Source organism: Streptomyces sp. NPDC050619 (genome assembly GCF_040654815.1).
Lineage (GTDB): Bacteria > Actinomycetota > Actinomycetes > Streptomycetales > Streptomycetaceae > Streptomyces.
The window spans coordinates 22442-34569 of record NZ_JBFAIR010000024.1 but is presented as its reverse complement, the minus strand read 5'-3'; the positions used below and the strand labels follow the sequence as shown (position 1 = coordinate 34569).

Annotated in this window: 13 protein-coding genes; 6 read left to right on the top strand and 7 right to left on the bottom strand. The window is 70.9% G+C overall.

The window, feature by feature from the left end:
* The first annotated feature begins 212 nt into the window (after nucleotides 1–212).
* Nucleotides 213–935, top strand: coding sequence for a VWA domain-containing protein (locus AB0I77_RS33225; protein WP_363286454.1), 723 nt, complete (start codon nucleotides 213–215; stop codon nucleotides 933–935).
* A gap of 1 nt (nucleotide 936) precedes the next feature.
* Here the strand turns inward: AB0I77_RS33225 and AB0I77_RS33220 are convergent, their stop codons facing one another.
* A complete protein-coding gene (locus tag AB0I77_RS33220) occupies nucleotides 937–1803 on the bottom strand; it encodes an aldo/keto reductase (RefSeq protein WP_363286453.1) in 867 nt (288 codons plus the stop codon).
* Nucleotides 1804–1887: 84 nt separating this feature from the next.
* Here AB0I77_RS33220 and AB0I77_RS33215 point away from each other — a divergent pair, with 84 nt between their 5' ends.
* Together AB0I77_RS33215 and AB0I77_RS33210 are read left to right on the top strand one after the other, a co-directional pair.
* On the top strand, nucleotides 1888–2235 hold the full coding sequence (locus AB0I77_RS33215) for a MerR family transcriptional regulator (RefSeq protein ID WP_363286452.1): 348 nt from the start codon (nucleotides 1888–1890) through the stop codon (nucleotides 2233–2235).
* A 45-nt stretch (nucleotides 2236–2280) separates the two neighbouring features.
* Nucleotides 2281–3933 carry a cytochrome bc complex cytochrome b subunit gene (locus tag AB0I77_RS33210; RefSeq protein ID WP_363286451.1) on the top strand — a complete coding sequence of 551 codons (1653 nt, stop codon included), beginning with the start codon at nucleotides 2281–2283 and terminating at the stop codon, nucleotides 3931–3933.
* Here the strand turns inward: AB0I77_RS33210 and AB0I77_RS33205 are convergent.
* Together AB0I77_RS33205 and AB0I77_RS33200 are read right to left on the bottom strand one after the other, a co-directional pair.
* Nucleotides 3911–4867, bottom strand: coding sequence for an acyl-CoA dehydrogenase family protein (locus AB0I77_RS33205; protein WP_363286450.1), 957 nt, complete (start codon nucleotides 4865–4867; stop codon nucleotides 3911–3913). The genes AB0I77_RS33210 and AB0I77_RS33205 overlap by 23 nt on opposite strands.
* Nucleotides 4867–6006 carry an acyl-CoA dehydrogenase family protein gene (locus AB0I77_RS33200; protein ID WP_363286449.1) on the bottom strand — a complete coding sequence of 380 codons (1140 nt, stop codon included), beginning with the start codon at nucleotides 6004–6006 and terminating at the stop codon, nucleotides 4867–4869. The genes AB0I77_RS33205 and AB0I77_RS33200 overlap by 1 nt, the downstream gene beginning before the upstream one ends.
* A gap of 47 nt (nucleotides 6007–6053) precedes the next feature.
* Here AB0I77_RS33200 and AB0I77_RS33195 point away from each other — a divergent pair, with 47 nt between their 5' ends.
* From AB0I77_RS33195 to AB0I77_RS33185, 3 genes are read left to right on the top strand one after another with little or no spacing between them, the layout of a single operon-like run.
* Nucleotides 6054–6836 carry an SDR family oxidoreductase gene (locus tag AB0I77_RS33195; RefSeq protein ID WP_363286448.1) on the top strand — a complete coding sequence of 261 codons (783 nt, stop codon included), beginning with the start codon at nucleotides 6054–6056 and terminating at the stop codon, nucleotides 6834–6836.
* Between the two features lie 15 nt (nucleotides 6837–6851).
* Nucleotides 6852–7463, top strand: a complete 612-nt coding sequence (locus AB0I77_RS33190) for a TetR/AcrR family transcriptional regulator (protein WP_363286447.1) — start codon at nucleotides 6852–6854, stop codon at nucleotides 7461–7463.
* 23 nt (nucleotides 7464–7486) lie between these two features.
* Complete coding sequence (locus tag AB0I77_RS33185) at nucleotides 7487–8644, top strand: acetyl-CoA C-acetyltransferase (RefSeq protein ID WP_363286446.1); 1158 nt, start codon at nucleotides 7487–7489, stop codon at nucleotides 8642–8644.
* 56 nt (nucleotides 8645–8700) lie between these two features.
* Here AB0I77_RS33185 and AB0I77_RS33180 read toward each other — a convergent pair whose 3' ends face one another.
* The 4 genes from AB0I77_RS33180 to AB0I77_RS33165 are packed head-to-tail and all read right to left on the bottom strand — an operon-like array spanning nucleotide 8701 to nucleotide 12101.
* Entirely contained in the window at nucleotides 8701–9750 is a 1050-nt protein-coding gene (locus AB0I77_RS33180; protein WP_363286445.1) for a nitronate monooxygenase, read from the bottom strand.
* Nucleotides 9750–10469: a CoA-transferase gene (locus AB0I77_RS33175; RefSeq protein WP_363286444.1), complete on the bottom strand. Its 720-nt coding sequence runs from the start codon at nucleotides 10467–10469 to the stop codon at nucleotides 9750–9752. The genes AB0I77_RS33180 and AB0I77_RS33175 overlap by 1 nt, the downstream gene beginning before the upstream one ends.
* A complete protein-coding gene (locus AB0I77_RS33170; RefSeq protein WP_363286442.1) occupies nucleotides 10466–11317 on the bottom strand; it encodes a CoA-transferase in 852 nt (283 codons plus the stop codon). The genes AB0I77_RS33175 and AB0I77_RS33170 overlap by 4 nt, the downstream gene beginning before the upstream one ends.
* Nucleotides 11310–12101 carry an enoyl-CoA hydratase family protein gene (locus tag AB0I77_RS33165; RefSeq protein ID WP_363286441.1) on the bottom strand — a complete coding sequence of 264 codons (792 nt, stop codon included), beginning with the start codon at nucleotides 12099–12101 and terminating at the stop codon, nucleotides 11310–11312. Before AB0I77_RS33165 ends, AB0I77_RS33170 begins: the two co-directional genes overlap by 8 nt.
* Between the last annotated feature and the right edge of the window lie 27 nt (nucleotides 12102–12128).

The following is a 12128-nucleotide window of genomic DNA, read 5'->3' as shown; positions in this document are numbered from 1 at the left end:
CCTGGGTTCACATACTGTCCCGTACAAAGGCGTACGGAACACCAGACGGCGCCTGCCCCTTGTCCCCGACCGGACGAACGGGCAGGCGCCGCCGCATGTTCGCTACTTGGCGGGGGCCGGCCAGGTGACGATGACGGTTCTCGTACCGCAGCAGCAGGGCAGAGGGTGCCGTAGCCTCGGGCAGTCAGTCCTGCGCGCGAGGGGGAGTGCCGATGGCCGCGATCAGTCTCAGCAAGGTCGAGGACACCGCGCCCGCGCTGGTCAGCCTGTACAAGAGCGCCGGTGTGTCGCTGCGCAAGCACGGGCTGGAGGGGCTGCGCGCCGCGGTCTACCTCGTCGTCGACTACTCCGGGTCCATGCGGCCGTACTACAAGGACGGCAGCGTGCAGGAGCTCGCCGACCGGGTGCTCGGACTGTCCGCGCACCTCGACGACGACGGGACCGTGCCGGTGGTGTTCTTCTCGACGGACGTGGACGCCGTGGCCGAGATCTCGCTCACGGACCACCAGGGCCTTGAGCAGTACGCAACCGGCCTCGGACACATGGGCAGGACGAACTACCACGTGGCGATGGACGCCGTCATCGACCACTACCTCGACAGCGGCTCGACGGATCCTGCCCTGGTCGTCTTCCAGACCGATGGCGGGCCCAGCAGCAAGCCCGCCGCGGAACGATACGTGTGCAAGGCCGCGAAGCTTCCCCTGTTCTGGCAGTTCATCGGCTTCGGCGATCCGGACAGCCGCCAGTTCGACTTCCTGCGGAAGCTGGACGAACTGGCGGTGCCGGACCGGCGGCTCGTGGACAACGCCGGGTTCTTCCACGCCGGTGTGGATCCGCGGGCGGTGTCCGACGCCGAGTTGTACGACCGGCTGCTGGGCGAGTTCCCGAAGTGGCTGGTGGCGGCGCGGGCGCAGCGGGTCGTACGGCCGTGCTGACTTACCCGGCCAGGCGCTTGAACTGGTCCTCGGTGAGGGGGAGTTCGAGGGCGGCGAAGTTCTGCGCCAAGTGGGCGGGGGAGGAGGTGCCGGGGATGGGGATCACGTTCGGGGCGCGGTGCAGCAGCCAGGCCAGGGCCGTCTGGGACGGTGCTGCGCCCAGCTCGCCCGCGACCACCGACACGGGACTGTCCGCACGCGAATGCTCGCCCATGGCGATCGGGAAGTACGGCAGGAACGCGATCCCCCGCTCGGCGGTGTGATCGATCATCGGGTCGTGCCCGCGCTCGGCCAGGTTGTACATGTTCTGCACGCTCGCGATCGGCGCTATCGCCGAGGCAGCCGTCAGGTCCTCGACGGTCACCTCGGACAGGCCGATGTGCCGGATCTTGCCCTCTTCCTGGAGCCGCTTCAGCGCGCCGATCTGGTCGGCCAACGGATAGTCGGGGTCGATGCGGTGCAGCTGGAAGAGGTCGATGCGGTCGGTGCGCAGCCGGCGCAGGCTCAGTTCCGCCTGCTGGCGCAGATAGGCGGGGTGACCGTGCGTGATCCACTCGGTGGGGCTCGGCCGCAGGACGCCCGCCTTCGTCGCGACGACGATGCCGTCGCGGTACGGGTGCAGAGCCTCGGCGAGCAGTTCCTCGCCCGCGCCCAGGGCGTAGGCATCGGCGGTGTCGAAGAGGTTCACGCCGAGCTCGGCCGCGCCGCGCAGCAGGGCGATGGACTCGGCGCGGTCGGTGGGCGCCGTCCAGATGGGGGCGGTCATGCCGGAGCGCTCGTGCGGGGCGTTCGCGAGCCGCATCGCGCCGTAGCCGATGCGCCGTACTTCGAGGTCGCCGCCGATTCGGAATACCGTTGTATTTGTCATGGCTGTGACGCTAGGAGCTCACATGGATGTGAGCTTCAAGGCGATGTGACGGGCTTCATAGGAGGGGATCATGGGAGGGGGATTGTGAAGATCGGGGAGCTTGCCCGCGAGACCGGCGTCAGTGTCCGGCTGCTGCGCTACTACGAGGAGCAGGGCCTCCTCGATGCCGGGCGCACCCCGGGCGGCCAGCGCGTGTACGACGCCGGCGCGCCCGTGACCGTACGCCGTATCCGCACCCTCCTCGACGCGGGCCTGCCCACCCGGGTGATCCGCGAGGTGCTGGACTGTGTGTGCGGGAGTGAGACCGAGGTGGAGCCCTGCCTGACGCCGATGTTGCTGGAGCAGCTCCAGGGCATCGAGGAGCGGATCGCCGGCCTGGAGGGTTCGCGTCAGTCGCTCACCCGCCTGCTCGCACCGCTGGCTGAGTCGTGACGGCCGTGCCACCCTGAGTGAGATGCGACGGGGAGGCGACGACGCATGGACGGCGCACGATCGGTGGACGAGACAGTGGGCTCCACCCGCTCCCGCAGGGAGCCTCCCGGCAAGGGCGAGAAGCTCGCCGACTGGGCCGACGGACGGCTCGGGCTCTACGCGCTGGCCAAGGCCAACATGCGCAAGGTCTTCCCGGACCACCCGTCTTTCATGCTGGGCGAGATCGCCCTCTACAGCTTCGTCGTCCTGATCATCACCGGCATCTACCTCACCCTGTTCTTCGAGCCGAGCGGCGTCGAGGTCGTCTACCACGGCTCGTACGAGCCCCTCAACGGCGTGATCATGACCAGGGCGTTCGAGTCCACGCTCGACATCAGCTTCGACGTGCGCGGCGGGCTGCTGATGCGGCAGATCCACCACTGGGCCGCGCTGGTCTTCGTCACCGCCATGCTCGTGCACATGATGCGGATCTTCTTCACCGGCGCGTTCCGCAAGCCGCGCGAGGTCAACTGGGTGTTCGGCTGGACCCTGTTGATGCTCGGCATCATCACCGGCCTGACCGGCTACTCGCTCCCCGACGACCTGCTGTCCGGCACCGGCGTCCGCTTCGCCCAGGGCGCCATCCTGTCCGTCCCGATCGTGGGGACGTATCTGTCCTTCTTCCTCTTCGGCGGCGAGTTCCCCGGGCACGACATCATCCCGAGGCTCTTCCCGATCCATGTCCTGCTGCTGCCCGGGATCATGCTGGGCCTGGTGGCCGTCCACCTGCTGCTGGTCTTCTACCACAAGCACACGCAGTATCCGGGGCCCGGCCGCGACAACCGGTCGGTGGTCGGCATGCCCTTCCTGCCGGTCTACATGGCGAAGGCGGGCGGCTTCTTCTTCCTCGTCTTCGGCGTGCTGACGCTCATGGGCGGCATCGCCCAGATCAACCCCGTGTGGGCCTTCGGCCCCTACCGCCCGGACCTGGTCACCACGGGCGCCCAGCCCGACTGGTACCTCGGCTTCTCCGAGGGGCTGATCCGGGTGATGCCGGGATGGGAGATCAATTTCTGGGGCCACACGCTGGCGCTGGGCGTGTTCATTCCCTTCGCGCTGTTCCCGCTGGTCATGCTCGCCATCGGCGTGTACCCCTTCATCGAGGCGTGGATCACCGGCGACAAGCGCGAGCACCACATCCTGGACCGGCCGCGCAACGCACCCGTGCGCACCGGCCTCGGCGTGGCCTGGCTCAGCCTGTACGCGGTGCTGCTGATCGGCGGCGGCAACGACATCGTGGCCACGCACCTGCACCTGTCGATCAACGACATCACCTGGTTCGTGCGGATCGCCGTCTTCGTGGTGCCGGTCCTCGCGTTCGTCGTCACCAAGCGGACCTGCCTCGGCCTCCAGCGCCGAGACCGGGACAAGGTGCTGCACGGCAGGGAGTCGGGCACCGTCAAACGGCTGCCCAACGGCGAGTACGTCGAGGTCCACGAACCCGTCTCGCAGGCGCAGCTGTTCACGCTGACCCAGCACGAGCAGACCGAGCCGTATGAGATCGGGCAACTCGTCGACAAGGGCGGGGTCCGCCGCCGGGTGAAGCACTCCCAGCGGCTGCGGGCCCGGCTGTCCCGGGCCATGTTCGGGCCCCGGGCGCGGATCGAGAAGCCGACGCCGGAGGAGTACCGGGAGCTCACCAGCGGCGATCACCACTGAGGACGGCGGCCCGGCACTCGTCCGGGTCGCCCCAGGCGGTGCGCAGGGCGCGGGCCTTGGTGAGCCAGAGGGACAGGTCGTACTCCGCCGTGTAGCCGATCGCGCCGTGCAGCTGGAGGGCGGTACGGGCGGTGGCGTACGCCGCCTCGCACGCCGTGACCTTCGCGGCGGCGACCTCTTCCCCGGTCATCGTCAGGGCGGCGCCGAAGACCAGGGGGCGGGCGAACTCCAGGGCGATCTTCGCGTCCGCCAGCCGGTGCTTGACGGCCTGGAACGAGCCTATGGGGACGCCGAACTGGGCGCGCTGCTTCACATACGCGACGGTCTTGTCGAGCAGCGCGAGACCTACGCCGAGGGCCTGGGCCGCGGTGGCCAGGCGGGCCCAGGTGAGGGCGTGGCCGAGGGGCGGGGCCGGCGTGAGGAGCTCGCCGCCCGGGGCGAGGAGGGTGAGGCGGCGCGCCGGGTCCAGCGAGGGGCGTACCGGACCGTGACCGGGGGCGAGCCGCAGTCCGTCGGCGGCCACGGTCAGCCGGGCCCGCGCCACGTCGCCGTCCAGGGCGTAGGCGTCGTCGAGCGCGACCGTCGCCATCGTCCCGCCCGAGGCCAGCGAGGGCAGCAGCCGCTTGGCGGGGCCCGCGTCGGTGAGCAGCGCCGCCGCCGTGACCGTCTCCACCAGCGGGCCCGGCACGGCATGCCGCCCCAACTCCACGAAGGCCACCGCGAGTTCGACGGGGCGTGGGCCCAGCCCTTCGTAGGCCTCCGGCACCGCCAGCGCGAAGACACCCGCCTCGGCGATACGGCGCCACAGCGCACGGCCGCTCGTATGCTCGCCCCGGCTCCAGTCCCGTACCACCACCGGTGTGTCGGCGGCCGTCAGCATCGCGTCCAGCGAGTCGGCGAACGCGCGCTGCTCGGTGTTGAGCAGGAAGCGCATTAGCGGCGTCCCTTCGGCAGGTCGAGCAGGCGTTCGGCGACGATGTCGCGCTGGATCTCGTTCGTGCCGGCGTAGAGCGGGCCGGCCAGGGAGAACACATAGCGCTCGGACCACTCCGTGTCCGCCAACTCGCCCTCCGGGCCCAGGAGATCGAGAGCCGTTTCGTGCAGCGCGATGTCGTACTCGGACCAGAAGACCTTGTTCAGGCTGGCCTCGGGGCCCAGGGCCTCGCCGTCCAGGAAGCGGGAGGCGGCGGCGTAGGTGAAGAGCTGGTAGGCCCGGGCGCCGATCAGGGCGTCGGCCACGCGGCCCCGGGTGTTCTCCGGGCAGCCCCGCGCCCGCCAGAGGTCGAACAAACGGTCGGCGCTCGCCAGGAAGCGGCCGGGGGAGCGGAGCGTGAGCCCGCGCTCGTTGGCCGCCGTCGACATCGCGATCCGCCAGCCCTGGCCGGGTGCGCCGATCACGTCCTCGTCGGGCACGAACACCTCGTCCAGGAACAGCTCGGCGAAGGCCGGTTTCCCGTCGAGACGGCGGATGGGGCGGACCGTGACACCGGGCGCGCGCAGGTCGAACATCAGGTAGGTCAGGCCCTGGTGGGGCTTCGGGGTGTCCGGGTCGCCGCGGAACAGGCCGAAGGCACGGTCGGCGAAGGCGGCCCGCGACGACCAGGTCTTCTGCCCGCTCAGCAGCCAGCCGCCGGCCACCCGCGCGGCCTTCGACCGCAGGGACGCCAGGTCCGAGCCCGCCTCCGGCTCCGACCAGGCCTGCGCCCAGACCACCTCGCCGCGGGCCATGGGCGGCAGCACGCGCGCCCGCTGTTCCTCGGTGCCGTGCTCGAAGAGGGTCGGCGCGAGCAGGCTGACGCCGTTCTGCCCGACCCGGCCCGGTGCGCCCGCCGCGTAGTACTCCTCCTCGAAGACCAGCCACCGCACAAGCCCCGCGTCCCGCCCGCCGTACGCGGCCGGCCAGTTCACCACCGACCAGCGGTCGGCGGCGAGTTCGGCCTCCCACGCGCGGTGTGCCGCGAAGCCCTCCTCGGTCTCCAGGGACGGCAGGGGAGCGGACGGCACATGCGCGTCGAGCCAGGCGCGGGCCTCGGCGCGGAACGCCTCGTCGGCGGGGGAGTGGGTGAGGTCCACGGTCGCCATCCTTCTCTAACAAGTGTTTGGTAGGTTAGCGTGAGCCTATGACAGACGTCGAGAGTCCGTCGTACGTGCCCGGGCATGGGTTGCTGGTGGGGCGCAGCGCCGTCATCACCGCGGCCGCGGGCGCCGGCATCGGCGGCGCCACCGCGCGCCGGTTCCTGGAGGAGGGCGCGCGCGTGCTGATCAGCGACGCGCACGCGCGGCGGCTGAAGGAGTACGAGGCCGAGCTGGGCCGGGACTTTCCGGGTGCGGTGTCGGCTCTCACCTGTGACGTCACCGACGAAACCCAGGTGCGGGCGCTGTTCGAGGCGGCCGTAGGGGAGCACGGGCGGCTCGACGTGGTCGTCAACAACGCCGGTCTCGGCGGGACTTCGACGCTGGTCGACATGAGTGACGAGCAGTGGTCGCGGGTGCTGGACGTGACGTTGAACGGCACGTTCCGGTGCACCCGGGCCGCACTGCGCCGGATGAGAGAGACCGGCGGTGTGATCGTCAACAACGCCTCCGTCGTCGGCTGGCGCGCCCAGGCCGGGCAGGCGCACTACGCCGCCGCGAAGGCCGGCGTGATGGCGCTGACCCGGTGCGCGGCGATCGAGGCGGCCGAGTTCGGGGTGCGGGTCAACGCGGTGTCGCCGAGCCTCGCGATGCATCCGCACCTGGTGAAGGTGACCTCGGCCGAGGTGCTCGAGGAGCTGACCGCGCGCGAGGCCTTCGGCAGGTACGCCGAGCCCTGGGAGGTGGCCAACGTGATCGTGTTCCTGGCGTCGGGCTACTCCTCGTACATGACCGGCGAGGTCGTCCCGGTCAGCAGCCAGCACCCCTAGGACGACAATGGGACCGTGCCGACCAAGAAGAAGCCCCAGGTGACCGCAGCCCCTGCCCGTCGTCGCGAACTCCTCGACACCGCCGCCGAGGTCTTCGCCGAACAGGGCTACAACGCCACCACCGTCCGCAAGATCGCGGACCACGCGGGCATGCTCGCGGGCAGCCTCTACTACCACTTCGACTCCAAGGAATCGATGCTGGAGGAGATCCTGCGGACCTTCCTCGACGAGCTGTGGGACGGCTACGACGCCGTCCTGGGCGGCGAGTTCGGACCGCGGGAGACCCTCGAAAGCCTGGTCACCGAGTCGTTTAGGGAGATCGACCGGCACCGCGCCGCCGTCGCGATCTACCAGAAGGAGAGCAAGCAGCTGGTGGCGCAGGAACGGTTCACGTTCCTCGCCGAATCGCAGCGCAGGTTCGAGAAGGCGTGGCTGTCCACGCTGGAGCGCGGGGTCGCCGCCGAGGTGTTCCGGGCCGACCTCGACGTCCGGCTCACCTACCGGTTCGTGCGCGACACGGTGTGGGTCGCCGCGTCCTGGTACCGGCCCGGCGGACAGCACAGCCCGGAAGAGATCGCCCGGCAGTACCTGTCGATGGTGCTGGACGGGATCGCCGTACGCGAATAGCCCTTTTACGTGAGGGAGTTGCCATGGCCGAGGCCTACATCGTCGAAGCGGTCCGGACGCCCGTCGGGCGGCGCCGGGGAGGGCTCAGCGCGGTCCACCCGGCCGATCTGGGCGCGCATGTGCTCAAGGAGCTTCTCTCGCGCGCCGGCATGGATCCGGCCGCCGTCGAGGACGTCGTCTTCGGCTGCCTGGACACCGTGGGGCCGCAGGCCGGGGACATCGCGCGGACCTGCTGGCTGGCCGCCGGGCTGCCCGAGGAGGTGCCGGGCGTGACGGTGGACCGGCAGTGCGGCTCCTCCCAGCAGGCCGTGCACTTCGCCGCGCAGGGCGTGCTGTCCGGGACGCAGGACCTGGTGGTCGCCGGTGGCGTGCAGAACATGTCGCAGATCCCGATCGCCTTCGCGACCCGGCAGGCCGCCGAGCCCCTGGGCTTCACCGAGGGCCCCTTCGCGGGCAGCGAGGGCTGGCAGGCACGGTACGGGGACCGGCCGGTGAACCAGTTCGCCGGCGCCGAGATGATCGCCGCCAAGTGGGGCATCAGCCGGGAGGACCAGGAGGAGTTCGCGCTGCGGTCGCACCGGCGGGCGCTGTGGGCGATCGACGAGGGGCGCTTCGAGCGGGAGATCGTGCCGTACGGCCAGGTCGCCGTCGACGAGGGCCCGCGCCGGGACACCTCGCTGGAGAAGATGGCCGGACTGAAGCCGGTCATCGACGGCGGCACGATCACCGCCGCCTGTTCCTCGCAGGTCTCGGACGGGGCGGCGGCCATGCTGCTCGCCTCCGAGCACGCGGTGCGCGAGCACGGGCTGCGTCCCCGCGCGCGCGTGCACCATCTGTCGGTGCGCGGCGAGGACCCCATCCGCATGCTGACCGCGCCGATACCGGCCACCGCCCACGCCCTGAAGAAGACCGGCCTGGCGATCGACGACATCGACCTCGTCGAGATCAACGAGGCCTTCGCGCCGGTCGTCCTGGCCTGGCTGAAGGAGACGGGAGCCGATCCGGAGAAGGTCAACGTCAACGGGGGTGCGATCGCGCTCGGGCATCCGCTGGGCGCGACGGGCGTGAAACTGATGACGACGCTGCTGCACGAACTGGAGCGCACGGGCGGGCGGTTCGGGCTCCAGACCATGTGCGAGGGCGGCGGTCAGGCGAATGTCACGATCATTGAGCGATTGTGAGGAGAGTGGCGAAAGGCCGGCCACCCACGAGGGCGGCGGGCAGGCCAACGTGACGATCACCGAGAGGCTGTGAGCCTCGCTCGTATCTCGTCCGCCTCTTTCATGATCTGTTCCACCAGCTCGGCGCACGACGGCAGGTCGTCGATCACCCCGGCGACCTGCCCGGAGGCCATCACCCCGAGATCCGTACGGCCGTCCACCATCGCCGACTTGAGCAGCATCGGCGTGTTCGCGGCGAGCAGGACCTGGCTCCAGGTCAGGTCCTTGCCGTGCTTCATGGCGAGCCCGTCGCGGACCAGCTGCCGCCAGGTGAGCCCGGACAGCTTGCGGAAGCCGGCCGCCCGGCGAACCGCGTGCGTCAGGGCTCGCGCGCGGCCGGAGTGCTCCAGGGCGTCGACCAGGTCCGTACGCAGCATGCGGTGCGGCAGGCCGTCCACGGCCGTGGTGACCGTGACGTCCTTGACGGTTGCCGCCAGGTACCTCGCCTTCACCGCGTCCGGGACCGTCGAGTCGGAGGTGAGCAGGAACCGCGTCCCCATCGCGACGCCCGCCGCCCCGTAAGCCAGCGCCGCGACCAGCCCCCGCCCGTCGAAGAACCCGCCGGCCGCCACGACCGGTATGTTCACCGCGTCGACCACCTGCGGCAGCAGCACCGTCGTCGCCACCTCGCCCGTGTGCCCTCCGCCCTCACCGCCCTGCACGATCACCGCGTCCGCGCCCCACGCCGCGACCTTCTCGGCGTGCCGCCGGGCGCCGACGGACGGGATGACGACGATGCCCGCCTCCTTGAGCTCCGTGATCAGCTCGGGCGAGGGCGCGAGGGCGAAGGACGCGACCCGCACCCCCTCCTCGATCATGATCCGCACCCGGTCGCCGGCGTCCGCCGCGTCCGCCCGCAGGTTCACGCCGAACGGCGCGGGTGTACGGGACCTGACCTCACGTATCGCGTCCCGCAACCGGTCGGGCGTCATCGTCGCGGAGGCCAGGATGCCCAGCGCGCCCGCGTTCGCCGTCGCGGAGACCAGGCGCGGGCCCGCCACCCAGCCCATCCCGGTCTGCACGATCGGATGGCGGACCCCGGCCAGCCGGGTGAGCGCGGTCTCCATCAGGTCCCGACCTCACGGGTGCGGGTGTTCCTCGGATCGAGCACCTCGCGGATCAACCTCAGCTCCTCCGCCGTCGGTTCCCGGGTGCAGGGCACCTCGTCCGGGACGGCCAGGTCGAAGCCGGTGGCCTCCCTGACCTGCCCCACCGTGACCCCCGGGTGCAGCGACGCCAGCCGCATCGAGCGGTCCGGGGTGGCGAAGTCGAAGACGCCCAGGTCGGTGACGACACGCGGGATGCCGTGATAGCGGGCGCCGGTCGCATGGTCGTAGCCGACTCCGCAGATCATGTCGACCTTCTCGACGAACACCCGCCGGGAGTGCCTCGGTACCCAGTAACTCGTCGGATTGTTGAGCGTGTTGACCGGTGCCCCGCGCACCCCGAGCAGCTGCCGTCTCGGCCTCGCCCAGTCGCCGATGCAGGAGATGTTCTGGTTGCCGTACCGGTCGATCTGGCTCGCGCCCATCATCACGTGCCGCCGCCCGCCGGTGACCAGGGTGAGGTGCCGGCGGTACGGCAGCCAGCCCTCGACGGTGCCGTCCGGGCCGATCAGCATCGCCTCGCCGTCGGTCAGCAGCAGGTCGGGCGAGAAGGTGTGCCGGGCCAGGCGGGCACCGACGGACGGGATCAGGCCCATGGGGCTCGCCAGGATCTCTCCCGCGTCCCGCCAGGCCTCCGCGCAGGCGATCACGCAGTACTCGGCGCGGGTGACGGCGCTCATGCCCGCTCCTCCCTGTGCCAGGTCTGCACGGCCGACCGGTACGCCTGCTCGCCCCCGTCGAGGAACCGCGCGGCGAACTCCTCCCAGGGCGTGGTCGCGTACTGCTTCTGGAAGGCCTCGTCGCGGCCGTAGTCGGGCGCGCAGGAGGTGAAGTGGGCGCCGCTGGGGGCCTCGACGACGCCCGTGACCGTGTGGCGATTGATCAGCAGGGTCTGCGGGGCGGCCTCCTTGGTCAGTTCGGCCGGTTCCACGATCCTTTCGCAGGAGACGTACGCCGCCTCGGCCGCCTCGCAGAACAGGTCGTCGAAGTAGGGGTCCGGGCCCAGATACTGGCCGTTGCCCCGCCGGTCCGCGCGGCTCATGTGCACCAGGGCCGCGTCCAGCCGCAGGGCGGGCATGGCGACGAACGTCTCTGTGTCGTCGTACGGGGAAGTCACCGTCCGCAGGCCGGGGTTGACCCGCATGACGTCCGAGCCGATCCCGGCCCGGACCGGCAGGAAGGGCAGCCGGTTGGCGGCGGCGTGCAGTCCCCACATGAACATCGCTTCGTCCACCTCCGTCAGCTCGAAGGCCCCGCGCTCGCGGGCCGCGCGGTAGTGAGGTTCGAGCGGGACCGAGTCGAGCGTGACGAAGGCCGTGACCAGCTTCCGGATGCGTCCGGCGGCGGCCAGCATGCCGATGTCGGGGCCGCCGTACGAGACGACGGTGAGATCGGTGATCTCCGAGCGGAGCAGTGCTCTCACCAGGGCCATCGGCTTGCGGCGCGAGCCCCAGCCGCCGATGCCGAGGGTCATGCCGCTGCCGAGACGGGAGACGACCTCCTCTGCGGTCATCGTCTTGTCACTCACCCGCGGTCTCCTTCCCGAGATCCTTCCCGAAGGTGTCGCGCACCCGGTCGGCCACCCCGCTGAGGCCGGCCTCGAAGGTGAAGCCCTGTTCGAAGCGGTAGCTGCGGCGCACGTCGACCGGGTCGATCCCGTTGATCGCGGCCTTGGCCAGCCGGAGCAGCCGCCCGTCCTTGGCGGCGATCTCGCCGGCCAACTCCAGGGCGGCCGAGCCCAGTTCGCCGCGCGGCACGACCCGCCACACCGAGCCGTGCGCCCGCAGCTCGGCCGCGCTCACCGTGCGCGAGGTGTAGTACAGCGCGCGCATCAGGTGCTGGGGGACGAGCCGGGCCAGGTGGGTGGCCGCGCCCAGCGCTCCACGGTCCAGCTCGGGCAGACCGAAGACCGCGTCCTCGCTCGCCACGATCGCGTCCGCGTTCCCCACCAGGCCGATCCCGCCGCCCAGGCAGAAGCCCTGCACCGCCGCCACGACCGGCACCTCGCAGTCGTAGACCGCCGAAAAGGCCTCCGCGCAGCCGGAGTTGGCGCCGAGCAGAGCGCTGTGCCCGCGCGCCTGTATCTCCTTGATGTCCACGCCCGCGTTGAACCCGCGCCCCTCGGCGGCCAGCACCACGCACCGCACGGCGGCATCGCGGCCGGCCGCGCGCACGGCCTCGGCCAGCGCGAACCAGCCGTCCACCGGCAGCGCGTTCACCGGCGGGAAGTCGACCGTGACGACGGCGATGCCGCCTTTTTCGGACCCCTTTTCCCGGGACGAGGTTTCCGGGGACGAGGTGGAGACACCCATGGCCGCATCAGCTACCTTTCCACCAAA

What these genes read in the sequence shown, in the direction of transcription:
- AB0I77_RS33220 (WP_363286453.1), bottom strand. Translation starts at nt 1,803, where the DNA reads ATGACAAATACAACGGTATTCCGAATCGGCGGCGACCTCGAAGTACGG.
- AB0I77_RS33165 (WP_363286441.1), bottom strand. Translation starts at nt 12,101, where the DNA reads ATGGGTGTCTCCACCTCGTCCCCGGAAACCTCGTCCCGGGAAAAGGGG.
- AB0I77_RS33225 (WP_363286454.1), top strand. Translation starts at nt 213, where the DNA reads ATGGCCGCGATCAGTCTCAGCAAGGTCGAGGACACCGCGCCCGCGCTG.
- AB0I77_RS33180 (WP_363286445.1), bottom strand. Translation starts at nt 9,750, where the DNA reads ATGGAGACCGCGCTCACCCGGCTGGCCGGGGTCCGCCATCCGATCGTG.
- AB0I77_RS33210 (WP_363286451.1), top strand. Translation starts at nt 2,281, where the DNA reads ATGGACGGCGCACGATCGGTGGACGAGACAGTGGGCTCCACCCGCTCC.
- AB0I77_RS33185 (WP_363286446.1), top strand. Translation starts at nt 7,487, where the DNA reads ATGGCCGAGGCCTACATCGTCGAAGCGGTCCGGACGCCCGTCGGGCGG.
- AB0I77_RS33175 (WP_363286444.1), bottom strand. Translation starts at nt 10,469, where the DNA reads ATGAGCGCCGTCACCCGCGCCGAGTACTGCGTGATCGCCTGCGCGGAG.
- AB0I77_RS33195 (WP_363286448.1), top strand. Translation starts at nt 6,054, where the DNA reads ATGACAGACGTCGAGAGTCCGTCGTACGTGCCCGGGCATGGGTTGCTG.
- AB0I77_RS33205 (WP_363286450.1), bottom strand. Translation starts at nt 4,867, where the DNA reads ATGCGCTTCCTGCTCAACACCGAGCAGCGCGCGTTCGCCGACTCGCTG.